This is a genomic window from Variovorax sp. GW823-FHT04F07, assembly GCF_058795995.1.
On record NZ_JBXAIG010000002.1, the window covers coordinates 497,123 to 522,100 of the forward strand.

23 protein-coding genes are annotated in these 24,978 nt (G+C 68.0%); 4 read left to right on the forward strand and 19 right to left on the reverse strand.

Annotation, left to right across the window (positions count from 1 at the left end; genetic code table 11):
* Positions 1–23 precede the first annotated feature (23 nt).
* From AC1RAA_RS11480 to AC1RAA_RS11510, 7 genes are all read right to left on the reverse strand, one after another.
* Entirely contained in the window at positions 24–1,046 is a 1,023-nt protein-coding gene (locus tag AC1RAA_RS11480; RefSeq protein ID WP_492729276.1) for an XdhC family protein, read from the reverse strand.
* Between the two features lie 16 nt (positions 1,047–1,062).
* Complete coding sequence (locus tag AC1RAA_RS11485; RefSeq protein WP_492729274.1) at positions 1,063–1,716, reverse strand: SRPBCC family protein; 654 nt, start codon at positions 1,714–1,716, stop codon at positions 1,063–1,065.
* Positions 1,717–1,750: 34 nt separating this feature from the next.
* On the reverse strand, positions 1,751–2,965 hold the full coding sequence (locus AC1RAA_RS11490; RefSeq protein ID WP_492729272.1) for a vWA domain-containing protein: 1,215 nt from the start codon (positions 2,963–2,965) through the stop codon (positions 1,751–1,753).
* Between the two features lie 19 nt (positions 2,966–2,984).
* A complete protein-coding gene (locus AC1RAA_RS11495; RefSeq protein WP_095744327.1) occupies positions 2,985–3,887 on the reverse strand; it encodes an AAA family ATPase in 903 nt (300 codons plus the stop codon).
* 64 nt (positions 3,888–3,951) lie between these two features.
* Positions 3,952–4,743, reverse strand: coding sequence for an FAD binding domain-containing protein (locus AC1RAA_RS11500; RefSeq protein WP_095744326.1), 792 nt, complete (start codon positions 4,741–4,743; stop codon positions 3,952–3,954).
* A 34-nt stretch (positions 4,744–4,777) separates the two neighbouring features.
* A complete protein-coding gene (locus AC1RAA_RS11505) occupies positions 4,778–7,162 on the reverse strand; it encodes a xanthine dehydrogenase family protein molybdopterin-binding subunit (protein WP_492729270.1) in 2,385 nt (794 codons plus the stop codon).
* A gap of 10 nt (positions 7,163–7,172) precedes the next feature.
* Positions 7,173–7,679: a (2Fe-2S)-binding protein gene (locus AC1RAA_RS11510; protein WP_062468730.1), complete on the reverse strand. Its 507-nt coding sequence runs from the start codon at positions 7,677–7,679 to the stop codon at positions 7,173–7,175.
* A gap of 187 nt (positions 7,680–7,866) precedes the next feature.
* Between AC1RAA_RS11510 and AC1RAA_RS11515 the strand changes: the two genes are divergently transcribed.
* Positions 7,867–9,015, forward strand: coding sequence for a helix-turn-helix domain-containing protein (locus AC1RAA_RS11515; RefSeq protein ID WP_492729834.1), 1,149 nt, complete (start codon positions 7,867–7,869; stop codon positions 9,013–9,015).
* A gap of 8 nt (positions 9,016–9,023) precedes the next feature.
* Here AC1RAA_RS11515 and AC1RAA_RS11520 read toward each other — a convergent pair whose 3' ends face one another.
* The 9 genes from AC1RAA_RS11520 to AC1RAA_RS11560 all read right to left on the reverse strand — a co-directional run bounded on the left by AC1RAA_RS11520 (position 9,024) and on the right by AC1RAA_RS11560 (position 18,013).
* Complete coding sequence (locus AC1RAA_RS11520) at positions 9,024–9,401, reverse strand: nuclear transport factor 2 family protein (RefSeq protein ID WP_492729268.1); 378 nt, start codon at positions 9,399–9,401, stop codon at positions 9,024–9,026.
* A 91-nt stretch (positions 9,402–9,492) separates the two neighbouring features.
* Positions 9,493–10,986 (reverse strand): M81 family metallopeptidase, encoded by a 1,494-nt coding sequence (locus AC1RAA_RS11525; RefSeq protein ID WP_492729267.1) that lies wholly within the window; start codon positions 10,984–10,986, stop codon positions 9,493–9,495.
* Positions 10,983–12,119 (reverse strand): ABC transporter substrate-binding protein, encoded by a 1,137-nt coding sequence (locus AC1RAA_RS11530; RefSeq protein ID WP_492729265.1) that lies wholly within the window; start codon positions 12,117–12,119, stop codon positions 10,983–10,985. The genes AC1RAA_RS11525 and AC1RAA_RS11530 overlap by 4 nt, the downstream gene beginning before the upstream one ends.
* The gene (locus AC1RAA_RS11535) at positions 12,116–13,396 is read right to left on the reverse strand and encodes a Zn-dependent hydrolase (RefSeq protein WP_492729263.1); all 1,281 of its coding nucleotides are present in this window, start codon (positions 13,394–13,396) and stop codon (positions 12,116–12,118) included. Before AC1RAA_RS11535 ends, AC1RAA_RS11530 begins: the two co-directional genes overlap by 4 nt.
* A gap of 26 nt (positions 13,397–13,422) precedes the next feature.
* Complete coding sequence (locus tag AC1RAA_RS11540) at positions 13,423–14,130, reverse strand: ABC transporter ATP-binding protein (RefSeq protein ID WP_070063982.1); 708 nt, start codon at positions 14,128–14,130, stop codon at positions 13,423–13,425.
* The gene (locus AC1RAA_RS11545) at positions 14,127–14,894 is read right to left on the reverse strand and encodes an ABC transporter ATP-binding protein (RefSeq protein WP_095946861.1); all 768 of its coding nucleotides are present in this window, start codon (positions 14,892–14,894) and stop codon (positions 14,127–14,129) included. Before AC1RAA_RS11545 ends, AC1RAA_RS11540 begins: the two co-directional genes overlap by 4 nt.
* Positions 14,891–15,850, reverse strand: coding sequence for a branched-chain amino acid ABC transporter permease (locus AC1RAA_RS11550; protein ID WP_492729262.1), 960 nt, complete (start codon positions 15,848–15,850; stop codon positions 14,891–14,893). Before AC1RAA_RS11550 ends, AC1RAA_RS11545 begins: the two co-directional genes overlap by 4 nt.
* Positions 15,851–15,857: 7 nt before the next feature.
* Positions 15,858–16,718: a branched-chain amino acid ABC transporter permease gene (locus AC1RAA_RS11555; protein ID WP_062468750.1), complete on the reverse strand. Its 861-nt coding sequence runs from the start codon at positions 16,716–16,718 to the stop codon at positions 15,858–15,860.
* Positions 16,719–16,807: 89 nt separating this feature from the next.
* Complete coding sequence (locus AC1RAA_RS11560) at positions 16,808–18,013, reverse strand: ABC transporter substrate-binding protein (RefSeq protein ID WP_070063979.1); 1,206 nt, start codon at positions 18,011–18,013, stop codon at positions 16,808–16,810.
* Positions 18,014–18,229: 216 nt separating this feature from the next.
* On the opposite strand from AC1RAA_RS11560, the gene AC1RAA_RS11565 reads away from it, so the two are divergent.
* The gene (locus AC1RAA_RS11565; protein WP_062468755.1) at positions 18,230–18,994 is read left to right on the forward strand and encodes a FadR/GntR family transcriptional regulator; all 765 of its coding nucleotides are present in this window, start codon (positions 18,230–18,232) and stop codon (positions 18,992–18,994) included.
* Between the two features lie 30 nt (positions 18,995–19,024).
* Here AC1RAA_RS11565 and AC1RAA_RS11570 read toward each other — a convergent pair whose 3' ends face one another.
* The 3 genes from AC1RAA_RS11570 to AC1RAA_RS11580 form a co-directional block, all read right to left on the reverse strand.
* Entirely contained in the window at positions 19,025–20,281 is a 1,257-nt protein-coding gene (locus AC1RAA_RS11570) for a hypothetical protein (protein ID WP_492729260.1), read from the reverse strand.
* Between the two features lie 337 nt (positions 20,282–20,618).
* Entirely contained in the window at positions 20,619–20,852 is a 234-nt protein-coding gene (locus AC1RAA_RS11575) for a hypothetical protein (protein WP_492729259.1), read from the reverse strand.
* A 153-nt stretch (positions 20,853–21,005) separates the two neighbouring features.
* Positions 21,006–21,974 carry a LysR family transcriptional regulator gene (locus AC1RAA_RS11580; RefSeq protein WP_492729257.1) on the reverse strand — a complete coding sequence of 323 codons (969 nt, stop codon included), beginning with the start codon at positions 21,972–21,974 and terminating at the stop codon, positions 21,006–21,008.
* A 106-nt stretch (positions 21,975–22,080) separates the two neighbouring features.
* Between AC1RAA_RS11580 and aptA the strand changes: the two genes are divergently transcribed.
* Positions 22,081–23,436 carry an omega-aminotransferase AptA gene (aptA, locus tag AC1RAA_RS11585; RefSeq protein WP_095744314.1) on the forward strand — a complete coding sequence of 452 codons (1,356 nt, stop codon included), beginning with the start codon at positions 22,081–22,083 and terminating at the stop codon, positions 23,434–23,436.
* Between the two features lie 22 nt (positions 23,437–23,458).
* A complete protein-coding gene (locus tag AC1RAA_RS11590; protein WP_095744313.1) occupies positions 23,459–24,976 on the forward strand; it encodes a CoA-acylating methylmalonate-semialdehyde dehydrogenase in 1,518 nt (505 codons plus the stop codon).
* Positions 24,977–24,978 lie beyond the last annotated feature (2 nt).

The following is a 24,978-nucleotide window of genomic DNA, read 5'->3' on the forward strand; positions in this document are numbered from 1 at the left end:
CCCGCGCAGCAGGTCGGTTCAGCTCAGCTGGGTTGCAGCTGCTGGATTTCCTTGGCGCGCGCCACTTCGACTTCGCGCGGCAAGGTCACCGCGTTCTTCACCGCCAGAATTTCCGCCATCACGCTCACCGCGATCTCGGGCGGCGTCTTGCTGCCGATGAAGATGCCGATGGGCCCGCGCAGGCGCGCGAGCGACTCGGCCGTCTGGTCGAAGTGCTCGATCATGCGGTCGCGCCGCGCATCGGCGTTGCGGCGCGAGCCGATGGCGCCCACGTAGAAGGCCTCGCTCTGCAACGCTTCGAGCAGCGCGAGGTCGTCCAGCTTGGGGTCGTGCGTGAGCGCGACCACGCAGCTGCGGCGGTCGGGCTTGAAGGCCAGCACGGCGTCGTCGGGCATCTCGGTGGTGATCGTCACGCCGGGCAGCGTCCACGCGGTGCGGTACTCGGCGCGTGGGTCGCACAGCGTCACGGCGAAGCCGCTGAACTTGGCCATGGTCGCCAGGTACTCGGCGAGCTGGCCGGCACCGATCAGCAGCATGCGGTACTCGGGGCCGAAGGTGTTGGTGAGCTCGGTGTCGTTCACCGTGAGCTCGTCGGGCGCGGTCGCCTCGGCCAGCCGCACCGCGCCGGTGGCCAGCGTCACCGTGCGGCGCATGAGCTTGCCGCGTTCGAGTTCGGCGACCAGCGTGTCGAGCGTGTCGGCGTCGGGCGCGTATTCGAGCAGCAGCTCGAGCGTGCCGCCGCAGGGCAAGCCGAAGCGGTGCGCCTCGTCGGCCGTGATGCCGTACTTGACGAGCGCGGGCGGCGCGCCCAGCGGCACGTCTTCGCCCTTGCCGTGGGCGTGGCTGTAGCGCGCGATGAGGTCGTCTTCGATGCAGCCGCCCGAGACCGAGCCGACCACGGCGCCGTCTTCGGCCAGCGCCATGATCGAGCCCACGGGCCGCGGCGACGAGCCCCAGGTGCGCACCACGGTGGTCAGCAGCGCGCGCTTGCCGGCACGCCGCCAGTCGCGCAGCGTGCGCAGCACCATGACGTCGAGGTTTTCCATGGCAGGACCCTGTGTGTCAGGCGGCGTCGCCCGGGGTGGCGGCGTCGTCACCGTCCTTCTTGCCGAAGCCCATCTTCTTCATGAGGCCCGACATCACGCCGGCCTTCTCGGCGGGCGCCTCGGCCGCCGCTTCCTCGGGCGGTGCGGGCGGCGGGCCGTAGCGGCTTTGCATCTCGGCCTCGAAGCGCTTGAAGAAATCGTCGGCGGTGGACTTGGCCGCGCCGTCGATCAGGCGCTGGCCGAGCTGGGCGATCTTGCCGCCGACCTGGGCCTGCACGGTGTAGTCGAGTTCGCAGCCGGCAGGGGTCGGAGTCACCGGGGCGGCTTCGGCAGCAGGTGCGCCCTCTGCGATGGGTGCGCTGTCGGCCACGGCCACCGGCTTGAGCGACACGCTCGACGAGCCCTTGGCAAACCCCGCCACGCCGCCCTGCCCCTCGAAGGTGAGCTTGTAGCCGTCGGGCGCGACGATGTCCGACAGCATCACCTTGCCGCTGAACTTGGCCGACACCGGGCCGATCTTCACGGCCAGCGCCACGCTGTAGGTGTTGTCGCCCGTGAGCTCGAACTTGTCGCAACCGGGGATGCACTTCTTGAGCGTCTCGGGGTCGTTGAGCGCGTCCCAGGCCTGTTGTTGCGTGATGCCGAGGCGGCGGTTTCCGAGCATTTCCATGGTGGGTTTCCTTTGTTCCTTCCTGGGCGCTGGCCTAGCGACTGGCGCGCATCAGCGCGGCCAGGCTGGCGGCCAGCTGTTCGAGTGCATTCAGATTGTGGACCGCCAGCATCGCGTCCGCATGGCGGTGCAGCACGGCGGCCCCACGCGCCAGAGGGGCGTAGCCCTCGAAGCGCAGCAGCGGGTTGAGCCACAGCAGCCGGCGCGAATGGCGCTTCAGCCACTGCAGCTCGGTCTCGAGCTGCGCGGGCTCGCCCGTGTCGAGGCCGTCGCTGATCACCAGCACCAGCGTGCGCCGGCCGATGAGCCGGCGCGCATGCGACTGGCGCAGCTCGGCCAGCGAACCGCCCAGCCGCGTGCCGCCTGCGAAGTCGTCGATGGCCAGGCTGGCGGCCCCCAGCATGGCATCGGTGTCGGCCAGCCGGAAGGCGGGCGTGAGGTCGGTCAGCCGCGTGCCGAAGGCGAACACGTCGCGCCGGCCGGCCCGCCGCGTGGCGGCATGCAGAAAGGCCAGCAGCAGGCGCGCATAGCGCTCCATCGAGCCCGACACGTCGACCAGCACCAGCAGCGGCAAGGGCTGCTCGCGCCGCGCCAGCCGGGGCAGGCGCAGGATCTCGCCGCCGGTGCGGGCCGCCTCGTGCAGCACGCCGGGCCAGTGCATGCGCGCGTGCGCACGGCCGGCGTCGCCCGCCGGGCGCAGGCGGCGCGCAGGCAGTTCGGGCACCGGCAGCGTGATGTCGCGCGCCAGCCTCTCGACCAGCCGGTACTCGGCCGCGCCGAGCGCGTTGAAGTCGGCATGCTGCAGCCGCTGGCGGTCGCTGGCCGTCATGGCGGCGTCGAACTTGATCTCCTCGTCGGGCTTGGTCGGCGCCGCGGGCTTCACGGCGTCGCGCGGCGGGCTCAGCGCCTCGCGCACACGCGGGCGGCGCTTGGAGGGCTCGGCCTTGCCTTCGGCGCTGGGCAGCATCTGGGCGAGCAGCTTGTTGGCCAGCTCGGGGTCGCGGAACCACGCGTCGAAGAGTTCGCGGAACACCAGCCGGTCTTGCTCGCGACTGACCATCACGGCTTCCATGGCGGCGCCCAGATCGAGCTTGTCTTCCACGCCGACCAGCGTGGCCGCCTCGGTGGCGAGCGCGATGCGCATGGCGTCGGTGCGCACGCCGGCGCGGCGCAGTGCGCGGCCGAAGGCGGCGATGTTGCCCGCCAGCTTGCCGCTGCGGACGTCGCCGAGTTGCTGGATGCCGGCCATGTAGGTGCCTCGGCCTCGCTCAGCTCGCGAGCGGTTCCTCGGGCCTCAGCAGGTCGGAGGCCAGCTCGTGCGTCAGCGCCGCCACGTCGTCGCGCTGCTTGAACAGGATGCCGGCGGTGTCGACGACCACTTCGGGGTCGAGTTCGACGGTGTCGAGCGCAATGAGCGCCCGCGCCCACTCCACGCTTTCGGCGATGCCGGGCGCGCGTTGGAAGGCGTTGACGAACGGCGCCGAGCGCAGCCGCGCGACAAACGCCGCCACCTGCGCCGACAGCGCCTCGCCGGCCTGCGGCACCTGCGCGCGCACGATGGCGAGCTCGCGCTCGCGCTCGGGGTAGTCGAGCCAGTGGTAGAGGCAGCGCCGCTTCACGGCATCGTTCAGCTCGCGCGTGCGGTTGCTGGTGAGCAAGGTGACGGGCGGCACCACGGCGCGCACGGTGCCCAGCTCGGGAATGCTGACCTGGTACTCGCCCAGGTACTCGAGCAGGAAGGCTTCGAAGGGCTCGTCGGCGCGGTCGACCTCGTCGATCAGCAGCACCGAGCCGGGGGCCGGCGTCTGCAGCGCCTGCAGCAGCGGGCGGCGGATCAGGTAGTGCGGCTGGTAGACCTCGGCCTCCACGTCGCGTGCCGCCCCGGTGGCTTCGGCCGCGCGCATGTGCAGCAGCTGCGCGGCGTAGTTCCATTCATAGAGCGCTTCGCGCTGCTCCATGCCGTCGTAGCACTGCAGGCGCAGCAGCTCGCGGTTCAGGGCCGTCGACAGCGCCTTGGCCAGCTCGGTCTTGCCGACGCCGGGCTCGCCTTCGAGCAGCAGCGGGCGCTGCAGCTTGAGCGCGAGGAACACCGCGGTGGCCAGGCGACGGTCAGCAAAGTAGCCGGCCTGCCGCAAGCCGTCGGAAAGGGCGTCGATGGTCGGGAAGATCATGGGCAAGCGTAGCGGAAGACGCGAGGGTGTCGCGCCTTCCGGTGGGCGGCGGCGCTGGGCTGCTTCAGCCGAGTGCTTTGGTCACGGCGCGCTGGGTCAGCACGCTGATCAGGTTCGCGCGGTAGGCGGCCGAGGCATGCAGGTCGCTGTTGAGGTCGCTCGCGTCGATCTTCACGGCCGCGGCGGACGCGGCGGTGAAGCTCTTGTTGAGCGCATCCTCGAGCCCGGCATGGCGGAACACGCCGTTGCCCGCGCCGGTGACGGCCACGCGCACGCCGCTGTCGTACTGCGCCAGGAAGATGCCGACCAGCGGGAAGTTCGAGGCCTTCTGGCGCAGCTTCTCGTACACCGCGCGCTTCGGAATCGGGAAGCGGATGGCGACGATCAGTTCGTCTTCTTCAAGTGCCGTGGTGAACAGGCCCTGGAAGAAGTCGTCGGCCGCAATCTCGCGCTTCGAGGTGACGATGGTCGCGCCCGAGGCCAGCACCGCGCTCGGGTAGCACGCCGCCGGGTCGTTGTTGGCCACCGAGCCGCCGACGGTGCCCATCGCGCGCACCTGCCGGTCGCCGATGCGCGACGCGAGGTCGGCGAGCGCCGGGTACGCGGCCTTCACGTCGGCATTGTTCGCCACGTCGAGGTGGCGCGACATGGCACCGAGGGTGATCGCGCCGCCGTCCTTCTTGATGCCGGTGAGTTCCTTGATGCCGCCGAGGTCGACGAGTTGTTCAGGCGCCGACAGCCGCAGCTTCATCGAGGCCAGCAGGGTCTGTCCGCCGGCCAGTGGCTTGCCGCCCGCGGCGATGAGCCGGGCCGCGTCCGCCACGCTGGCGGGCCGTTCGAGTGTGAAGGCATACATGGGGTGATTCCTTCTCTGTTATTTCTTGTGTCGTTCAGGGCTTGGCGGCGGCCTGCATCGCTTCCCAGACGCGGCTGGACGAAGCGGGCATGTCGAAATCCTTGACGCCCAGCGGCGCCAGCGCATCGAGCACGGCATTGATGACGGCCGGCGGCGACCCGATGGCGCCCGCCTCGCCGCAGCCCTTGGTGCCCAGCGGGTTGTGGGTGCAGGGGGTGCAGACGGTGTCGAGCTTGAACTGCGGGAAGTCGCCGGCGCGCGGCATGGCGTAGTCCATGAAGCTGCCGGTGAGCAGCTGGCCGGTTTCGTTGTCGTACACGCAGTTCTCGAGCAGCGCCTGGCCGATGCCCTGCACCAGCCCGCCGTGCACCTGGCCCTCCACGATCATCGGGTTGATGATGGTGCCGAAGTCGTCCACCGCGGTGAAGCGGTCGACCTTGACCTCGCCGGTCTGCTGGTCGATCTCGACCTCGCAGATGTAGGTGCCGCCCGGGAAGGTGAAGTTGGTCGGGTCGTAGAAGGCGGTCTCGTTCAGGCCCGGCTCGAGCTTGTCGAGCGGGTAGTTGTGCGGCACGTAGGCCGTGAGCGCCACCTGGCCGAACGGGATCTTCTTGTCGGTGCCCTTGACCGTGAACTCGCCGTTGGCGAACTCGATGTCGGCGTCGCTCGCCTCCATGAGGTGCGCGGCGATCTTCTTGGCCTTGGTCTCGATCTTGTCGAGCGCCTTCATGATGGCCGCGCCGCCCACCGAGATGGAGCGCGAGCCGTAGGTGCCCATGCCGAAGGGCACGCGGCCGGTGTCGCCGTGCACCACGTCGACGTTCTCGACCGGAATGCCCAGGCGCGCGGCCACGACCTGCGCGAAGGTGGTTTCATGGCCTTGCCCGTGGCTGTGCGAGCCGGTGAACACCGTCACGCTGCCGGTCGGGTGCACGCGGATCTCGCCGCACTCGAACAGGCCCGCGCGCGCGCCGAGCGCCCCCGCGATGTTCGACGGCGCGATGCCGCAGGCCTCGATGTAGCTCGAATAGCCCATGCCGCGCAGCTTGCCCTTGGCCTCGGTCGCCGCCTTGCGCGCGGCGTAGCCGTCGACCTCGGCCAGCACCCGCGCCTTGTCCATGCAGGCATGGAAGTCGCCGGTGTCGTACTGCAGCGCCACGGGCGTCTGGTACGGGAAGCTGGTGATGAAGTTGCGCTTGCGGATCTCGTCCTGGCCCAGGTTCATTTCCCAGGCGCAGCGCGACACCAGGCGCTCCAGCAGGTAGGTGGCCTCGGGCCGCCCGGCCCCGCGGTACGCATCGACCGGCGAGGTGTTGGTGAACCAGGCATCGACCTCGACGTAGATCTGCGGCGTGGTGTACTGGCCCGCCAGCAGCGTGGCGTACAGGATGGTCGGCACCGCGGTCGAGAAGGTCGACAGGTAGGCGCCCAGGTTGGCGTCGGTGTGCACGCGCATGGCCAGGAACTTGCCGTCCTTGTCCATCGCCATTTCGGCGTGGCTCACGTGGTCGCGACCGTGCGCGTCGGACAGGAAGCACTCCGAGCGCTCCGCCGTCCACTTGATGTTGCGGTTGAGCTGCTTGGCCGCCCAGGTCAGGCACACGTCTTCGGCGTACAAAAAGATCTTGGAGCCGAAGCCGCCGCCCACGTCGGGCGCGATCACGCGCACCTTGTGCTCGGGCAGGCCCAGCACGAAGGCCGTCATCAGCAGGCGCTCGACGTGCGGGTTCTGGTTCGACACGTAGAGCGTGTAGTCGTCGGTGCCACGGGCGTAGCTGCCGATGGCCACGCGCGGCTCGATCGGGTTGGGCACGAGCCGGTTGTTGACCAGGTCGAGCTGGGTAACGTGCGCGGCGGTGGCAAACACCGCATCGACCGCCGCCTTGTCGCCCAGCGCCCACTTGTAGCACTGGTTGTCGGGCGCCTCGTCGTGCAGGGTGACGCCGCTGGCCTTCTTGGCGGCGTCGGCCACGCTCACCAGGGCGGGCAGCACGTCGTAGTCGACCACCACGGCCTCGGCCGCGTTCTTGGCCTGCTCGACCGTCTCGGCCACCACCATGGCGACGTGGTCGCCCACGTAGCGCACCTTGTTGATCGCCAGGATCGGGTGCATCGGCTCCTTCATGGGGGTGCCGTCGGGGTTGTTGATGAGCCAGCCGCAGGGCAGCCCACCCATCTTTCCTTCGATGTCCTTGCCGCTGAAGATGCCGACCACGCCGGGCATCTTCGAGGCCTCGGCGATGTCGATCGACTTGATGACGGCGTGCGCGTGCGGCGAGCGCACGAAAACGGCGTGGCTCTGGTTGGCCAGCGTGATGTCGTCGGTGTAGTTGCCCGCGCCGGTCAGGAAGCGGTAGTCTTCCTTGCGCCGCAATGCCTCGCCGATGTGCGGCAGGTTGGAGAAGTCGGAAGCGCCCATGTCGCTCTCCTCAGGCCGTGACCGTGGTTTGCTGGGTCGGCACCGGATTGCCCGATGCCATGGCCTCGCCGCCCATCTTCACGGCCTTGACGATGTTCTGGTAGCCCGTGCACCGGCACAGGTTGCCCTCGAGCAACTCGCGGATCTCCGATTCGCTCGACTTGGGGTGGTGGGTACACAGGTCGATGGCGCTCATGACCATGCCCGGGGTGCAGAAACCGCACTGCAGGCCGTGGCATTCCTTGAAGGCCGCCTGCATGGGGTGCATGGTGCCGTCGGCGGCGGCCACGCCCTCGATGGTGGTGACGTCGGCGCCGGCCGCCTGCGCGACCAGGATGTTGCACGACTTGACCGCGCGGCCGTTCAGGTGGACCGTGCAGGCGCCGCACTGGGCGGTGTCGCAGCCGACGTGGGTGCCGGTGAGGTGGAGGTGCTCGCGGATCGCGTGCACAAGGAAGGTGTTGGGTGGGGCGTCGACCGTGACCGGCCGGCCGTTGACCTTGAAAGCGACCTGCATGTGGCTGTCTCCGTGAAAGGTGATGGCTGGTTCAGCGAGGCATCTTGGATGCCGCCCTTTCGCACTATCCTAGGCAAAAACCCTTGACACTTGCACAGAGCGCGGGAAATTCTCAAAATGAAACAGCTTGCCAACCGGCCGGCCCGCAAAAGCAGCCCTCCCCGCGCGAAGAAGAACTTTCACGATGATGTCCGCTTCCGCCGTCCCCCCTCCTGCTGAGCGCTCGCTGGCCATTGCGCAGGCGCGCCGCGAGCTGATCGACGGCGACGGCCCCCGCCCGCGCGGCAGCGTGCGGGTCGACCCGGGCATCACGCGCTCCTGGCAGCGCTGCCTGGAGGCCGGCCGTCGGCCCCAGCAGCGCGTGAGCTTCGAGCCCGTGAGCCGCACCGCCAGCCGCGAGGTCACGGAATGCAACCGGGCCCTGGTCACGGCGGCGCGTCCGGTGATCGAACGGCTCTCGCGCGCCATCGCCGACACCCGCTATTTCGCCATCCTGACCGACGCCCGCGGCATCGTGGTCGACGTGGGTACCTTGCCCGACGGCACCGACCCCGCCGCCCGCTATGCGCGCGACATCGGGCGCATCGGCGTCGACCTGTCCGAAAGCGCCATCGGCACCAGCGCCATCGGCACGGCGCTGGCCGAGCAGGAATCGGTGTGGCTGCACCGGGGTGAACACTTCTTTGACGACACCAGTGTGTACAGCTGCGCCGGCGCCCCGCTCTTCGGGCCCCGGGGCGACTGCATCGGCATGCTCGACCTCACGGGCGTGCAGGTGGTCGAGCGGCCCGAGCTGCGCCACCTGGCCACGCTGTCGGCGCGCAGCATCGAGAACCTGCTGGTGCAGCGCGAGCCCTGCGAGCTGCTGCTGCGCCTGCTCTGGCCCGGCTGCCCGAGCAGCGAGACCACCGAAGGCCTGCTGTGCATCGACGCCGCCGGCCATGTCACCGGCGCCAACGCGGCGGCGCGGCAGATGCTGCACCAGCCGCTGGTCTGCCATGCCGGCGGCCTGCATTTCAACGACCTGTTCGCGCTGCCGCTGCACATGATGTTCGACGCCGCCCGGCGCGGCGACGCCATGCTCGAGGTGCCGCTGTGGTCGGGCCTGCGCGTGCAGGTGCGGGCCCAGCGCGGCGGCAGCGAGCATGGCGGCGTCCCGGGCATGCCCGGCGACGCCACCGATGGCCGCCCCCGCCTGCGCGACGTGGAAACCGCGCTGATCCGCAAGGCGGTGAGCGACGCGCGCGGCAACGTGGCCGAGGCGGCGCGCACGCTGGGCATCAGCCGCGCCACGGTCTACCGCAAGCTCTGGCGCGGTCGGCCCACGGGCGACTGACCCCCCTTTCAGGCGCCCACAGGCACCTTGTCGAGAAAACCCGTCACCGCACGCAGCTTGCCCGCGTCCAGCTGCGCGAAGTCGGTGCCCTGGATCAGGTCGTCGGCACCGCTCGGGCCCAGGGTCCACGAGAAGCGCAGGTTGTCGCCGTGCGCCTCGGCCTTGCCCAGCAGGTGGAAGCGAAAGCCCGGGTAGCGCTGGTGCACCGCGCCGACCAGCGCGCTGATCTGCTCGCGGCCGCTGGCCTGTGCCATCGGGTCGACATAGCGGGCGTCGGCGGTCCAGCCAGCGTCGATGAGCGCGGCGCGGCGCGCGGCGTCGGTCTCGTTCCAGACGGCGATGTAGCCCGTGGCGATGGCATGGGCGTCGTGGGCGGCGGTGTTCATGGCGACTGTTCCTTTCGAGGGTTCGACCCGCAACAGCGCGGGGTGAAGGAATGGTCGCGGGGCACGCGCCGCGCGTCGATGACGTGGCAGGTTATGCCGACGCGTCCATCGCCGCGTTCGCGTCGAGCGGAAACACCGGCCGGCGCACCTGGCTGAACGGGAACAGGCTGTAGTCCGAGCTCGTCACGCCCGGGCTGTCGCACTCCACCAGCGCCGCCGACAGTGGCTCGAACACCGGCCGGCAGTACATGCGCGACTTCAGCAGCAGGAAGCGCTCGGTGCGCGGGTCGAGCCCGGCGCACTCGAACACGCCGATGTCCCACGGCTCCTGCGTGCGCTCGGTGACGACGATGCGCGCCGCGCCGATGTCGAACAGCACGGTGCGCCCCATGCTGCTGCGCTGGCCGGTGTAGGTGGGGCCGGTGATCACGTACTCGCCGTCGCTGACCGTTCGCACCATGCCGGTCAGCCGCACGGGCGTTTTCTTCAGGCCGATGCCTTCCAGCGACACCTTGTTGCCCAGCGCCACCGTCACTTCGGCGCCCTCGCCCGCCGCGACCAGCGCGGCCACCGCCTCGGGGTCGCACAGCGGCCCGACGCCGATGCCGTCCAGGCCCTGCGCCAGCGCTTCCTGCAGCACGTCCATGGTGTCGCAGCTGCCACCCGACATGCAGTTGTCGCCGTGGTCGAGCAGCAGCACCGGGCGCGTGGCGCCGCCCGCGATGAGCTTCGCGCGCGCGACCGACTCGGCCAGCGGCTCGCTGCGGTAGATGAAGGCCTCGCGCTCGGCCCACATCTGCGCCGCGATGCGGTCGGCCGTGGCCTGTGCGCGCGCGGGCGATTGCGCATCGACCACGATCACGCTCATGCACGGCGCGGCGATGTCCGACAGCGAGAAGCCCGCCAGGATCGACACCGCCAGCGACTCGGATTCCTCCGCCGCGCACGCCGCCTCGATGGCCCGCTGCATCGCGCCGGTGAACGAGGCGCTGCGCAGCGTGTGCGCCATCAGCGGCAGCTGCCGCCAGCGCATGTGCGGCTGGCTGCGCCCGGCCAGCAGGTCGAACAGCAGGCGGCCGGCGTGCTCGCCGGTCTCGTACATGTCGACGTGCGGGTAGGTCTTGAAGCCGACGATCACGTCGGCGTTCTCCACCATCGCGGGCGTCACGTTGGCGTGCAGGTCCAGCGCCACGCCGATCGGCACGCCGGGCGCGGCGGCGCGCAGGCGCACCAGCAGGTCGCCTTCGCCGTCGGTGCTGTTCTGCGCCACCATCGCGCCGTGCAGGTCGAGCAGGATGGCGTCGCAACCCGGCGCCGCATCGACGATGCATTGCGTGAGCGTGGTGTAGGCCTGCGCATCGACCGGCCCGCTCGGGTTGGCCGAAGCCGACACCGGCGTGACGAGCTGCGCGCCCGCCGCTTCGGCCAGGTCGATGAAGGCCGACATCGCGGTGCGCATGCCCTTGTTGTCGGTGTAGGCCTGCGCACCAAAGGTCGGGCCGTCGGGCCCGAAGGCCGCGAGCGGGGTGGGCACGGGCGAGAAGGTGTTGGTCTCGTGGTTGAGACGTGCGATCAGGACTTTCATTGGGCAAACTTTCCGGCGCTGCCCAGCATGGTGATGTCACCGAAGCTGGAGCCGTTGCGGTTGTCGGGACGGAACGCGACCGTGAAGCCGTTCAGGTTCATGGGCGGCGAGTTCTCGATGCTGCGGCGCAGCGATTCGGTGGTGATCGGCCCCTTCACGCGCTGCAGCGATTCCGCAAAGGCCTTGGCCGTGATGTAGCCCTCCAGCCCCAGGTAGGAGCCTTCGCCTTCGCTGCCCGCGGCCTTCCGCGCGCGCTGGTATTCGTCGACGATGGGAAAGCGTGTCTTCCAGAACGGCGGCACCACTTGCGACAGCACGATGCCGCGGCTCTTGTCGCCGAGTTCCTTGTACAGAAGGAACGAGCTCGCCACCGAGTTCGTGTAGATCTGCGGATGGATCGGCGCGGCCACCAGCGAGCGGATGATGTTGATCGCCGGCGTGCCGGCCGCGATGACGTACACCGCCTGCGCCCCGCTCGCGATGACCTGCTGCGCGATGGCGGGATGGTCCTTTTCCTTCGGATCGAAGCGCAGCGACAGCAGCGCAGGCTGCTTGCTTTTCTCAAGCGCGGCCAGCGCATCCTTCTCGATCCCCTTGCCGTAGGCGTCGTCGCTGGAGACGATGGCGATGCGCGTCAGGCCCACGGTCGTCAGGTGGTTCATCACACGCGAAACCTCGTCGGCATACGATTCCCGCACGTGGTAGATCGGCACCTTCGGCCCGCGCAGCACCGCCGCGCCGGTCAGCCCGCCGAAGATGAAGCTGTCGTACTTCGCCGCCACCGGCACCATGGCCGCGCCGATGCCCGTGCCCATGGTTCCAAACAGGCAGACGACGCGGTCCGTGCCGAGCAGCTTCTCGGCATTGGCCGCGGCCTTCTCGGGGATGTAGGCGTCGTCGTAGGTGATCATCTTGACGGGCCGGCCACCGACGCCGCCCGCCTTGTTCAACTGATCGAGGAACAGCGTCTGGCCTTCCATGAACGCGAGGCTGTTCGGCGTGAACGGGCCGGTGAGCACCGCGGACTGGCCGACCAGGATCGGCTCTCCAGCCGCCAGGGCCGCCCCCGACGTCGCGACCATGCCCATCGCCATCACGCAGTGAAGGCCGATGCGGCGAAGCGCCGCCTTCACGCGGCCACTCCCGCGCTCTGCAGCATCGCCTGCAGCAGCACGTTGCAACCGGCTTCGAGGTGGTCGGGCTGCGCGTCCTCGATCTCGTTGTGGCTGATGCCGTCCAGGCAGGGCACGAAGATCATCGCCGCGGGGCACACGCGCGCGAGGTACACGGCGTCGTGGCCGGCGCCGCTGATCACGTTCATCCATGTCATGCCCTGGTCCTGCGCGGCCTCGCGCACGGCCGACACCAGCGCGGGCGTGAACGGCTGCGGCGGGAAGTACACGACCTGCTCGGCCGTCGCCTCGACCTTGCCCTTCGTGGCGATGCGCTGCACGGCTTCTTTCAGGGCCGCGTCCATGGCCGACAGCACCACGTCGTCGGCCGCGCGCAGGTCGACGCTGAGCTTCACGCGGCCCGGGATCACGTTGCGCGAGTTCGGGTAGTTGTCGATCCAGCCGACCGTGCCGCGCCCGTGCGGCGCATGCGCGAGCGCGATGCGGTTCACCTCGACCACGAGTTCGGCGGCGGCCAGCAGCGCGTCCTTGCGCAGCTCCATCGGCGTGGGGCCCGCATGGGCTTCCATGCCCTGCACCACCACGTCGTACCAGCGCTGGCCCAGCGCGCCCTCGACCACGCCGATGACGCGCTCGTTGGCTTCGAGCACCGGGCCCTGTTCGATGTGCGCCTCGAAGTACGCGCCGACCGGCGATGCCACCGCCGAGGCGGGCACGGCGCCCGCATAGCCGATGGCCGACAGGGCCTCGGCCACGCTCACGCCTTCGGTGTCGCGCTGCGCGAGCGCGTGCTCCAGCGTGAAGGCGCCGGCGAACACGCCCGAGCCCATCATCACGGGCACGAAGCGCGAGCCCTCTTCGTTGGTCCACACCGCGACCTCGACCGGCGACTCGGTGGCGATGCCGGCGTCGTTCAGGCTGCGGATCACTTCGAGCCCCGCGAGCACGCCGTAGTTGCCGTCGAACTTGCCGCCCGTGGGCTGCGTGTCGATGTGGCTGCCGGTGGTGATGGGTGGCAGCGCGTTGTTGCGGCCCGCGCGGCGCGCGAAGATGTTGCCGATGGCGTCCACGCGCACCTCGCAGCCAGCCTCGCGCGCCCAGCGCGTGAAGAGGTCGCGGCCCTGGCGATCGAGGTCGGTGAGCGCGATGCGGCACACGCCGCCCTTCTCGGTGGCGCCGAGCTGCGCGAGCTGCATCAGCGAGTCCCAGAGGCGCTGGCCGTTCACGCGCAGGGCGCGCACGTCCGTTGCAGCGGAAAGTTCGTTCGTTGTGTTCATGATTTTTGTGACGAATGAAGGGCGGTTCAGGCGAGACCGACGCCGAGGTATCTGTCTTTCACGTCGTGGTCGGCCATGAAGGCGGCGTTGCCGGCCTCGTGCACGATCACGCCCTGCTCCACGATGTAGTGGCGGTCGGCCAGCTGCACGCAGACCTCGAGGTTCTGCTCGACCAGCAGGATGGCCACGCCCGCGGCCTTGATGGTCTTGAGCTGCGCGACGATCTCTTCCACGATCACGGGCGCCAGGCCTTCCACGGGCTCGTCGAGGATCAGCAGGCGCGGGTGGTTCATGAGCGCGCGGCCGATGGCCAGCATCTGCTGCTCGCCGCCCGACAGCTGCCCGCCGCCGTTGCGCCGGCGCTCCTTCAGGCGCGGAAAGATGCGGTAGATGTCGGCCAGCTGCCAGGGCGAATCGCGCCGCAGGCCGAGCAGCAGGTTCTCTTCCACCGTGAGCAGCTTGAAGATGCCGCGGTGCTCGGGCACCAGGCACACGCCGCGCGTGGCGATGCGGTGCGGCGGCTGGCCCGCGATGTCCGCGCCCTGGAAGCGCACGCGCCCTTTCGTGGGCGTGACGGCGCCGGCAATGCTCTTGAGCGTGGTCGACTTGCCCGCGCCGTTGCGGCCCAGCAGCGTGACCAGTTCGGCCTCGCCCACCGTGAGCGACACGCCCTGCAGCACATGGCTCTTGCCGTAGTGCGCGTGCAGGCCTTCGACTTCGAGGATGTTGCTCATGCCTTGCCTCCGGTGATCATGTTGCCCAGGTACGCCGTGCGCACGCGCGCGTCGGACCGGATGTCGCCCGGCAGCCCCTCGGCCAGCACGCGGCCCAGCTGCATGACGGTCACGGTGTCGGAGATGTCCATCACGATGTTCATGTTGTGCTCGATCAGCACCACGGTGTGCGCGTCGCGCAGGCCGCGAATGAGCTGCTTCATGTCGTCGAGGTCGTCGATGCCCATGCCCGAGGTCGGCTCGTCCAGGAAGATGGCCTTGGGCTTCGCGGCCAGCGCCATGCCCACTTCGAGGCGGCGTTGCTGGCCGTGCGAGAGCACGCTGGCGGGCGTGTCGGCCAGCCGCTCGAGGCCGACGCGCGCGAGCACCTCGGCCACCGTGTCGGCGCAGGCGCGCTCGCCGATGGGTGCGCGCCAGCAGTTCATGGCCTGGCGCGGCGCAACGCCCTGCGCCGCCACGCGCAGGTTCTCGCGCACCGACAGGCTGGGGAACAGGCTCGTGACCTGGAACGAGCGCGCCATGCCGCGCTGCACGCGCTGGTGGTCTGGCTCGCGCGTCACGTCGTGGCCGTCGAACAGGATGCGCCCGCCCGTGGTGGTGCCGGTGCCCGTGAGCATGTGAAAGAGCGTGGTCTTGCCCGCGCCGTTGGGCCCGATCACCGAGTGCACGGTGTTGCGCTTGATCTTCAGGTCGACCCCGCCGAGCGCGGCGAACTTGCCGTAGTGCTTGGTGACGCCGATGGCTTCGATGAGGATGTCGCTCATGCTTTCTCTCCCTGTGCCAGCGGCGCCTCGGCGGTGGCCGACGTCTTGCGGAACACCCGGCGCCAGGCGCTTTCGCCCAGGCCCCAGAGGCCGCGTTGCATGCCGATGCTCACGCCGATCAGCAGCAGGCCCAGCAGCAGCAGCCAGCGCGGCCACAGCGTGGAGAGCCAGTCGGCCAGCAGCACGTAGAAGGCCGAGCCGAGCACCGAGGCGAACAGGTTGCCGGTGCCGCCGATCACGGTGATGACCAGGATCATCTCGCTCGTGTGGTACTCGGCGTTGGACAGCGGTGCGATGCCGGTCATCATCGCGTGCAGGCCGCCGGCCAGGCCGGTGACGGCGCCCGAGATCACGAAGGCCAGCAGCTTGAAGCGCTTCAGGTCGTAGCCCACGGCAGCGGCGCGGTCTTCGTTGTCGCGGATGGCGAGCAGCGTGCGGCCGAAGACCGAGTCGGTCACCTTGAGCAGCAGCGCGAAGGCGGCCAGGAAGATCACAGCCACGAAGGCGTAGTACTTCCACGGCGTGTCCATGAAGGCCGGGCGCGGCACGTCGAGCAGGCCGTTGTCGCCGCCCGTGAGCCCCGAGGCCGTGTAGGCGATGAAATAGAACATCTGCGCGAAGGCCAGCGTGAGCATCACGAAGTAGGTGCCGCGCTGGCGGATGGCGACCCAGCCGACCACCGCTGCGCCCAGCGCGCCCATGCCGATGGCGGCGAGCAAGGCGAGCGGCATCGGCAGTTGCAGCCGCGTGAGCAGGATCGCGATGGTGTAGCTGCCCAGCCCGAAGAAGATGCCCTGGCCGAACGAGAGCAACCCCGTGTAGCCCAGCAGCAGGTTGCAGCCCAGGGCCGCGAGCGCGTAGATGAGCACTTCGCTCGCGAGCGAGCCCGAGCGCATGAACAGCGGCAACGCGAGCGCGACGATCAGCGCCAGCAGGAAGGTGTATTTCTTTGGCATGGCGCGTTCATCCTCTGCGGCCGAGCAGGCCATGCGGGCGCAGCAGCAGCACGGCGCCCATCGCGATGTAGATCATCAGGCTCGCCCCCGGCGGCCAGATGGTGCTCATGAGGCTTTGCACGATGCCGATCAGCACGCCGCCGACCAGCGCCCCGCTGAAGCTGCCGAGCCCGCCGATCACCACGACCACGAAGGCCACGCCCAGCGCCTCGACGCCCATGAAGGGCTCGGCCCCGCGGATGGGCGCGGCCAGCACACCGGCCAGCGCCGCCGTGGCCGCGCCGAGCGCGAACACCAGGCTGAACACGCGGAACACGTTGATGCCCAGCAGCGAGACCATCTCGGTCGATTCGCTGCCCGCGCGCACCGCGCTGCCCAGGCGCGTGCCTTCGAGCACCCACCACAGCCCCACCGCGAGCACGGCGGTGAAGCCGATCACGAAGAGCCGGTACTTCGGGTAGATGAAGCTGCCCCACATCACCACGCCCTGCAGCAGGTCGGGCGTGGGCACGCTGTTGCCCAGCGGGCCCCAGAACACGATGACGATCTCCTGCACCGCGAGCGCCAGGCCCACGGTCACGAGGATGTGGAACTCGTGCGGCTTGGCGTACACGCGGCGCAGCAGCAGCTTCTCGGCCAGCCAGCCGAGCGCGCCGACGAACAGCGGCACCAGCACGAGCGCGGCCCAGAAATTGAGCCCCCACTGCATGGCCTGGAAGCACAGGTAGGCGCCCAGCAGGTAGAAAGCGCCGTGCGCGAAGTTCACGAAGCGCAGCAGGCCGAACACGATGGACAAGCCAACGGCCAGCAGGAAATACAGCATGCCGATGCCGATTCCGTTGATGGTCTGGAGCAGGTAGACGGACATAGGTGTCGTGGGGGTGGCAAACGTGCAGGCGGCACGCGCCCTGCCCGCGCCCAAAAAACGGCGCGGGCGCGGCGCGAAGCCGGGCGGCGTCAGGCCAGCTTGCAGCCGGTCTTGTCGACGGGCAGGAAGGACTTGCCGGAGCTGACGACGTCCACGTAGTCGGCCGGGTTGGCCATCTTCGACTTCGCCTTGCCCTTGAGCAGGTAGTAGTCCTTGATGACCTGGTGGTCGGCCTTGCGGATTTCTTCCACGCCCGTGAGGCCGTCGAACTTCATGCCTTCGAGCGCCGCGACCACCGCCTTCGGATCGACCGTGCCGGCCTTCACGATGCCGTCGATGAGGATCTTGGTGCAGATGTACGAGCCGGCCAGGCTGTAGTTGGGCACGATCTTGAGCTTGTCGGCGGTGCGCTTCACGAGGTCCTTGTTGAGCGGCGTGTCGACCGTGTGCCAGTACTGCGCACCGAAGTAGACGCCGTCGCACAGGTCGGCGCCCAGCTCGTCGAACTGCTCCAGGCCCGAGGCCCAGGCCATGAGGATCGTCATGTTCTTGTGCATGCCGAAGCTCACCGCCTGGCGCAGCGCGGCGGACGACTGCGCGCCGAAGTTCAGCAGCAGCAGCACGTCGGGCTTGGCGGCCATGGCGTTGGTGAGGTAGCCGCTGAACTCCTTGTCGTTGAGCGAGTGGTAGCTGTTGCCCACGTGCTCGATGCCCTTCTCCTGGAAGATGGTCTTGGCCGCGCTCAGCAGGCCGTCGCCGAACACGTACTGCGGCGTGATCGTGTACCAGCGCTTGGCCTTGGGCATCGACGCGATCAGCGGGCGAACGGTCTGCTCGATGGCACCGAAGGTGGGCACCGACCAGCGGAAGGTGGCGGGGTTGCAGTCCTTGCCCGTGATCTCGTCGGCGCCCGCGGTGGTGATGAACAGGCCGCCGGCCTTCTCGGCCTCCTTGCCCATGGCCAGCGCCTCGGACGACAGGATGCCGCCGACGAAGAACTTCGCGCCCTGCTGCTGCGAGGCCTCCTGCACCTTGCGCACGGCCGTGGCCGGCTTGCCCTCGGTGTCGAGCACCGTGTAGGCCAGCGGACGGTTCAGCACCTTGCCGTACTGCTCGATCGCCAGCTTGGTGCCCAGGTCGGCGAACTTGCCGTTGGCCGCGAAGGCACCCGACATGGGCACCGGCGCACCGAATCGGATCGCGTCGGTGGCCTGGGCGAAGACCGAGCGGCTCATCAGGAGCGAGGCCGGGGCGGCCGACAGGGCGGCCAGCTGAAGGAGTTGTCTGCGTTGCATGGGGTTCTCCGGTCGTGGTGTGTGGAAAGTGGGGAAGAAAACACAGTGCCTGCGATCGCCGGCAATTTAAGCGGATAAATAGGATTAATATGTTGGTAAAAACCCGTTAGCAAGCCCCGTGCCCAAACCCAACCCGACCCTGCCGATGACGCCGTTAAGATCGCGCGCTGTTGCGCATCCCGCGCATCTCCCGATGTGCATGGATGGAGCGTTTTGATGAGAGTGGGGCACAACCCTCCGAAGCGGCAAAAGCTCTCGGACGTCATCGTCGAAGACGTCAAGCGATGGATCGTTGCCGAGCGCAAGCAGCCCGGCGACCGGCTACCGAACGAGAAGGAACTGATCGAGCTCTTCGGCTATTCGAAGAGCACGGTGCGCGAGGCGCTGAAGGCGCTCGAGGTGCGCGGGCTGATCTCGATCCGCACCGGCCCGGGCGGCGGCGCGTACCTGCAGCAGGTGTCGGTCGACCATGCGTCGGAGCCGCTGCGCAACTTCCTGCACTTTCACCACCTGGACGGCCACCACATCTACCAGCTGCGCAAGGCGCTGGAGCCCGAACTGGCCGTGAGCGTGGTCGGGCGGCTCACGCCCGAGCAGTTCGCGCGGCTCGAAGACAACGTGCGCCTGTGCACCGTCGAGCCCACCAACGAGGACGAACTGCGCACGCAGCGCGAGGCCGAGCTGGCCTTTCACACGATGCTGGCCGAAGCCTGCCCCAACCCGGTGCTGTCCTTCATGTGCCGCTTTCTCAACGACCTGCTGCGCGACCTCGTCGTCTACAAAAAGGCGCTGGACCACCACCACTTCGGCGAGACCAACGTGGACTACCACACGCAGCTGCTGGCGGCCTACCGCAAGGAAGATGCGGACGAGGTGCGGCGGTTGATGGTGGAGCACATGGTGGATGCGGAGCACCATATGCATGAGATGGAAGCGCACATCGGGGCGAAGCATCTGCTGTTGCCGAGTGGGCAGCGCTGACTAGCCCCTCCCTGGGAGCACACGCTCAACTCACTGCACGCCCTTGCACAGCACGGAGTGAAGCGCTGCGGCACTATCGCCTCTCAAGGGTGTATCAGGCTTGAACCCGTGATAGGAAAAGTTGGGATCGCTCTGGCCTTCAAGCACGTTTTTTCGCGAGACTTCGTTTTTTACGAACACAGTGCAGGCTTCTGCCCTCGTCTCCTTTGTAGCCAGTCGCGCGAGCACCACCGCAAGCTTCACGGTCTCTTCTGACCATTCGTCTCCATCCAATTGCCTGGACCACGCATTCGCTCGTGCCACGAGCGGCAGAGGCACACCCGCAACCTTGCCATCGGCAGGACCAACTGCATGCACATCAACACCGGTCGCCACTGCACGTTCAAGCACCTCTGCAGATTCGACGGTCCTGAGCACCACCTGGAATTGCTCTGATGTGAGTGCAAATCCGCCATCCAGCCACGCTGCAATGCCTCGGTCTTTCCATGTTGAAAAAATTGTTGAGGCCATCGCAGTGGCGTTACCCCACGAGCACCCATATTCATATCGACTGAAGCGCCATCTGGCATCGGCCTGCTCTGTCGTATCGCCATGTGCAGCCCGACGCCACAGCGCAAACCAATCGTTCAGGAATTGGATGTTCTGCGAATCTCGTCGACCCAACGACGTCAACGTGACATACATCAGCGCCTGTCTTTCGTCCGGCGAGAGGTCAGTTTCGAGGGCGACCTCGGCAAACATCAACACTTCGACCGCGTTCAAAGCGAGAGGGATTTTCGGCCATCCCTCGTCGCGCTCGGACTTGAGGTCATTCAACGCACACGCCAGAATCGCGCTCGACCGTGCCTCCGGAGCGGTCAGCGTCTTGCGCAGCGACTCGCGATTCCCTGCCGCCACCAGCCCTGCAATGGCCCTGACCTCCCTCCTTTCCTTCTCCCAGACTTGGCGCTGATTTGATCGCCCCAACTCGTACAAGGACACATAAACAAGAGCAGAAAGTGGCAGTCCCATCAACAAGCCGATCAGGCTGACGGCCAGCGTCTTCGTGCCTATCCCCACTGCCACCGCCACGACGAAGCCCAGCGCGAGCCCACATAGCGCAATAACAACTAATCCCGCCGGCGCTGCATTGGCCGCGCCTCCAGATGCATTTCCAGAGGCCAGAAACAAGGCCAGTCCTGGAAGGTAGATCAGCCAAGCGAAAAAGGCGATGAGCGAAGTCCTGTAGACAGCGCCGAAACTAGCCTTCGGCTCCGGAGATTTGAGGGAGTCTTGAGTTGGGGACATAAGGAAAGGAAATGTGAGGTGCCCCAGGGAGGAGCCGACACCACTGTTGGCGTTGTTCTCGGGGAAAAATCAGCGATAAAAAATCAGGAGAAGGGGAAGAACGAGGAGAAATTCAGCCCCTTCCCGTATCGCGTGCAGCGCGAGCGAGCACGAAATTGATGCGGCGGTTGCGTGCGAATTTGACCGGGCCGTCTGCAATGACTTTGATGTCGGAAGAGCAGCATCACTCCCACATCACTCTCCCCGCATGCGAATTCCGGCTCTGAGCCGGATACTGCCGACCTGCAAGATCGCGCTCCCACAGCATATAAAGAGCCGGCTCGATGCCGTCGCGCCGCTATTCCGGGTCGGATGAGTCTTGGAGCGCAGAAGCCTCACGCTCGCTGGTTCTGAAGATGAGCGCGATCACCGCTCCGACTGCAAGCCCGACTCCACCACCTGCCGCCATGAATATCAGGGTCACAAAGCCGCCCACTGCCGCGCCGATGCCGACACCCCCAAAGCCGCCGCCCATGGAATGGCCGAAAAAGATTCCAATTGCGATGCAGGCAAGTACCAGAAGTGTTTTCATGAGATTTGGATCCGTTGCGATTTGACGATCCAAAAATTCTGGTGTGCACCAAGAGGTGGGACTGCGAACAATGGTCACCCCACCGCGCCCCCAAGAAACGAACTCGACCGAGCGTGGGAAATTCACGCGAAAGGGCAAATCGATAGAGCCGACCTACTGGTGCGCCTTTTCCAGGCACGCCTGAAACGCCAACACCGCCCGTGAAGGCTTCGGCGACCGCCGCAGCAGGCTCACGAACCGGCACGCATAGTTGAAGCGCGCCGGCAGCACCGCCTTCATCAGCCCGCGCTGCTCGAACACCTGCGCGTAGTGGTCGGGCAAAAAGCCCAGGAAGCGCCCCGAGAGAATCAGCGTCGCAATCGCCTCCTGGTCGAACCCCGTCGCCTTGCGCGACAACCTCGCCCGGTGGCTCAGCTCCATGTTCGGCGAGTGATACCCCAGCCCCGCGAAATGGTGCTCGCCCAGCTTCGACCACGTGAGCTTGCCGTGCGGGCTGTCGAACAGCGGATGCCCCTGGCCGCAGTACAGCAGCATGGTTTCGTCGAACAGGTCGGCATAGACGAGGCTCTTCGAGCTGCGGTGCGCCGGGATGATGCCGATCTGGAAGTTGCCCTCCAGCACGCCCTGCTCGATGGCGTTGATGGAGCCCACGTGCACCGCCAGGTTCACCTCGGGCGCGATCTCGGTGAAGCGCGCAATGGCCTCGCCGATGCGGGCCTTCGGGTTGGTCGCGGTCTTGTCGAACAGCGCCACGTCGAGCTGCCCGCCCATGCGGTTGTGGATGTCGTCGATGCTGCCGCGAAAGGCGTCGACCGAGGCCAGCAGGCGCAGCGTCTCGTCGTACACGCGCTGGCCCTCGGCCGTGAGCGCAAAACCCGCCCGCCCGCGCCGGCACAGCACGAGGCCCAGGCGCGTTTCCAGGTCTTTCACGTGGCGGCTCACGGTGGAGGTGCCGATGTTCAGCTCCAGCTCGGCCGCCGCCATGCCGCCGCAGTCGACCACGCTCTTGAACACCTTGAGCAGGCGCAGGTCCATGTCGCTGAGCTGCCCCAGCACGGCGCGGTTGCGGGTGCCCTGGGCAGCGGTTTCGTCGGCGGGCGAGGCCTTGGCCTTTACTTGCATGGATCGTCAAGTGAACATTGATATTGCGCCATTCTCCACACTGAAGGCGTTGCGAACAATCGGCGCATCCCTTCACCCCCGGAGCCCGCCCTGCGCGGGATGCGCCATGACCCTCGCCACACCCGCCATCGAACCCACGCCCACCGCGCGCACCGACGCCGCCTGGCTCGAGGCGCACTGGATGCCCTACACCGGCAACCGCAACTTCAAGGCCGATCCGCGGATCATCGTGGAGGCCAAGGGCGCCTACTTCACCGACAACGACGGCCGCAAGATCTTCGACGGCCTGTCGGGCCTGTGGTGCTCGGGCCTGGGCCACGGCCGCCCCGAGATCACCGAGGCGGTGAGCCGCCAGATCGCCAAGCTCGACTACTCGCCCGCCTTCCAGTTCGGCCACCCGCTCTCGTTCGAGCTGGCCAACAAGATCAAGGAACTGACGCCCGCCGGCCTGGACTACGTGTTCTTCACCGGCTCGGGCTCCGAAGCCGCCGACACCTCGCTGAAGATGGCGCGCGCCTACTGGCGCACCAAGGGCCAGGCCGGCAAGACGCGCCTGATCGGCCGCGAGAAGGGCTACCACGGCGTGAACTACGGCGGCATCTCGGTGGGCGGCATCGCGGCCAACCGCAAGCTGTTCGGCCAGGGCGTCGAGGCCGACCACCTGCCGCACACGCAGCTGGCCAGCAATGCCTTCTCGCGCGGCATGCCCGAAAGCGGCGCCGAGCTGGCCGACCGCCTGCTCGACCTCATTGCGCTGCACGACGCCTCGACCATCGCGGCCGTGATCGTGGAGCCCTTCGCCGGTTCGGCCGGCGTGGTGATTCCGCCCAAGGGCTACCTGAAGCGCCTGCGCGACATCTGCACGGCGAACAACATCCTGCTGATCTTCGACGAAGTGATCACCGGGTTCGGCCGCTGCGGCGCGCTCACGGGCGCCGATGCCTTCGGCGTCACGCCCGACATCATGAACATCGCCAAGCAGGTCACCAACGGCGCGCAGCCGCTGGGCGCCGTGGTGGCCAGCAAGGACATCTACGACACCTTCATGGCCGCCGGCGGTCCCGAGTACATGCTCGAGTTCCCGCACGGCTACACCTACGGCGCGCACCCCGTGGCCTGCGCCGCCGGCATCGCCGCGCTCGACGTGCTGCAGAAGGAAGACATGATCGGCCGCGTGCAGACGCTGGCCCCGCACTTCGAGAACGCCGTGCACAGCCTGAAGGGCAGCAAGCACGTCGCCGACATCCGCAACTACGGCCTGGCCGCCGGCATCACCATCGCCGCGCTGCCGGGCGAGCCCGCACGCCGCCCCTACGAGATCGCGATGAACTGCTGGAAGAAGGGCTTCTACGTGCGCTACGGCGGCGACACGATCCAGCTCGCACCGCCCTTCATCGCCGAGAAGGCCGAGATCGACCGCATGGTCAACGCCCTCGCCGACGCCCTGGCCGAAACCAACTGATCCCCTTTCGAGACCTGAAGACATGCAACACGACAAGAACGTCACCGCCACCATCGGCCACTTCATCGACGGCAAGCACGTCGGCGGCGGCAGCCGCGTGCAGCCGGTGTTCGACCCCGCCACCGGCCTGTCGGCCAAGAGCGTCGCGCTCGCCGACAAGCTCACGGTCGAGCAGGCCATCGCCTCTGCGCAGGCCGCCTTCCCGGCCTGGCGCAACACGCCGCCGCTCAAGCGCGCCCGCGTGATGAGCCGCCTGAAGACGCTGCTCGAAGAAAACGCCGACACCATCGCCGCGCTCATCACCGCCGAGCACGGCAAGGTGCTGGCCGACGCGCACGGCGAGCTGCAGCGCGGCATCGAGAACGTCGAGTACGCCAGCTACGTGCCCGAGCTGCTCAAGGGCGAGCACAGCAAGAACGTCGGCCCGTCGATCGACTCGTGGAGCGAGTTCCAGGCGATGGGTGTCGCGGCCGGCATCACGCCGTTCAACTTCCCCGTCATGGTGCCGCTGTGGATGTGGCCGATGGCCGTGGCCTGCGGCAACACCTTCGTGCTGAAGCCCTCGGAGCGCACGCCCTCCTCCACGCTGTTCATGGCCGAACTCGCGCTGCAGGCCGGCCTGCCGCCGGGCGTGCTCAACGTGGTCAACGGCGACAAGGAAGCGGTCGACACGCTGCTGACTGACCGCCGCGTGAAGGCCGTGAGCTTCGTGGGCTCCACGCCCATCGCCGAGTACATCTACACCACGGGCACGGCCCACGGCAAGCGCGTGCAGGCGCTGGGCGGCGCCAAGAACCACGCGGTGGTGATGCCCGACGCCGACATCGGCAACGCCGTGAGCGCGCTCATGGGCGCGGCCTACGGCTCGTGCGGCGAGCGCTGCATGGCGATCCCGCTGGTGGTGGCCGTGGGCGACGCCACGGCCGACGCGGTGGTCGAGGGCCTGAAGGTCGAGATCGCCAAGATGAAGGTCGGCCCCGGCACCGACAACGGCAACGACATGGGCCCGCTGGTGACCCAGCCGCACTTCGAGAAGGTCAAGGCCTTCGTCGACGCGGGCGTGGCCGCCGGCGCCAAGCTGGTGGTCGATGGCCGCGGCATCCAGGTCGAAGGCCACGAAGGCGGCTACTACCTGGGCGCCTGCCTGTTCGACCACGTGAAGCCCGGCATGACGATCTACCAGGAAGAAATCTTCGGCCCGGTGCTCGGCGTGGTGCGCGTGAAGACGCTGCAGGAGGCGATGGACCTGATCGACGCGCACGAGTACGGCAACGGCACCTGCATCTTCACGCGCGACGGCGAGGCCGCGCGCTGGTTCAGCGACAACATCCAGGTCGGCATGGTCGGCATCAACGTGCCGCTGCCGGTGCCCGTGGCGTACCACTCGTTCGGCGGCTGGAAGCGTTCGCTGTTCGGCGACCTGCACGCCTACGGCCCCGACGCCGTGCGCTTCTACACCAAGCGCAAGACCGTCACGCAGCGCTGGCCCTCGGCCGGCGTGCGTGAAGGGACGATGTTCTCGTTCCCGTCGAACCGCTGATA

What these genes read in the sequence shown, in the direction of transcription:
- AC1RAA_RS11480 (WP_492729276.1), bottom strand. Translation starts at nt 1,046, where the DNA reads ATGGAAAACCTCGACGTCATGGTGCTGCGCACGCTGCGCGACTGGCGG.
- AC1RAA_RS11485 (WP_492729274.1), bottom strand. Translation starts at nt 1,716, where the DNA reads ATGGAAATGCTCGGAAACCGCCGCCTCGGCATCACGCAACAACAGGCC.
- AC1RAA_RS11490 (WP_492729272.1), bottom strand. Translation starts at nt 2,965, where the DNA reads ATGGCCGGCATCCAGCAACTCGGCGACGTCCGCAGCGGCAAGCTGGCG.
- AC1RAA_RS11495 (WP_095744327.1), bottom strand. Translation starts at nt 3,887, where the DNA reads ATGATCTTCCCGACCATCGACGCCCTTTCCGACGGCTTGCGGCAGGCC.
- AC1RAA_RS11500 (WP_095744326.1), bottom strand. Translation starts at nt 4,743, where the DNA reads ATGTATGCCTTCACACTCGAACGGCCCGCCAGCGTGGCGGACGCGGCC.
- AC1RAA_RS11505 (WP_492729270.1), bottom strand. Translation starts at nt 7,162, where the DNA reads ATGGGCGCTTCCGACTTCTCCAACCTGCCGCACATCGGCGAGGCATTG.
- AC1RAA_RS11510 (WP_062468730.1), bottom strand. Translation starts at nt 7,679, where the DNA reads ATGCAGGTCGCTTTCAAGGTCAACGGCCGGCCGGTCACGGTCGACGCC.
- AC1RAA_RS11515 (WP_492729834.1), top strand. Translation starts at nt 7,867, where the DNA reads ATGTCCGCTTCCGCCGTCCCCCCTCCTGCTGAGCGCTCGCTGGCCATT.
- AC1RAA_RS11520 (WP_492729268.1), bottom strand. Translation starts at nt 9,401, where the DNA reads ATGAACACCGCCGCCCACGACGCCCATGCCATCGCCACGGGCTACATC.
- AC1RAA_RS11525 (WP_492729267.1), bottom strand. Translation starts at nt 10,986, where the DNA reads ATGAAAGTCCTGATCGCACGTCTCAACCACGAGACCAACACCTTCTCG.
- AC1RAA_RS11535 (WP_492729263.1), bottom strand. Translation starts at nt 13,396, where the DNA reads ATGAACACAACGAACGAACTTTCCGCTGCAACGGACGTGCGCGCCCTG.
- AC1RAA_RS11540 (WP_070063982.1), bottom strand. Translation starts at nt 14,130, where the DNA reads ATGAGCAACATCCTCGAAGTCGAAGGCCTGCACGCGCACTACGGCAAG.
- AC1RAA_RS11545 (WP_095946861.1), bottom strand. Translation starts at nt 14,894, where the DNA reads ATGAGCGACATCCTCATCGAAGCCATCGGCGTCACCAAGCACTACGGC.
- AC1RAA_RS11550 (WP_492729262.1), bottom strand. Translation starts at nt 15,850, where the DNA reads ATGCCAAAGAAATACACCTTCCTGCTGGCGCTGATCGTCGCGCTCGCG.
- AC1RAA_RS11555 (WP_062468750.1), bottom strand. Translation starts at nt 16,718, where the DNA reads ATGTCCGTCTACCTGCTCCAGACCATCAACGGAATCGGCATCGGCATG.
- AC1RAA_RS11560 (WP_070063979.1), bottom strand. Translation starts at nt 18,013, where the DNA reads ATGCAACGCAGACAACTCCTTCAGCTGGCCGCCCTGTCGGCCGCCCCG.
- AC1RAA_RS11565 (WP_062468755.1), top strand. Translation starts at nt 18,230, where the DNA reads ATGAGAGTGGGGCACAACCCTCCGAAGCGGCAAAAGCTCTCGGACGTC.
- AC1RAA_RS11570 (WP_492729260.1), bottom strand. Translation starts at nt 20,281, where the DNA reads ATGTCCCCAACTCAAGACTCCCTCAAATCTCCGGAGCCGAAGGCTAGT.
- AC1RAA_RS11575 (WP_492729259.1), bottom strand. Translation starts at nt 20,852, where the DNA reads ATGAAAACACTTCTGGTACTTGCCTGCATCGCAATTGGAATCTTTTTC.
- AC1RAA_RS11580 (WP_492729257.1), bottom strand. Translation starts at nt 21,974, where the DNA reads ATGCAAGTAAAGGCCAAGGCCTCGCCCGCCGACGAAACCGCTGCCCAG.
- aptA (WP_095744314.1), top strand. Translation starts at nt 22,081, where the DNA reads ATGACCCTCGCCACACCCGCCATCGAACCCACGCCCACCGCGCGCACC.
- AC1RAA_RS11590 (WP_095744313.1), top strand. Translation starts at nt 23,459, where the DNA reads ATGCAACACGACAAGAACGTCACCGCCACCATCGGCCACTTCATCGAC.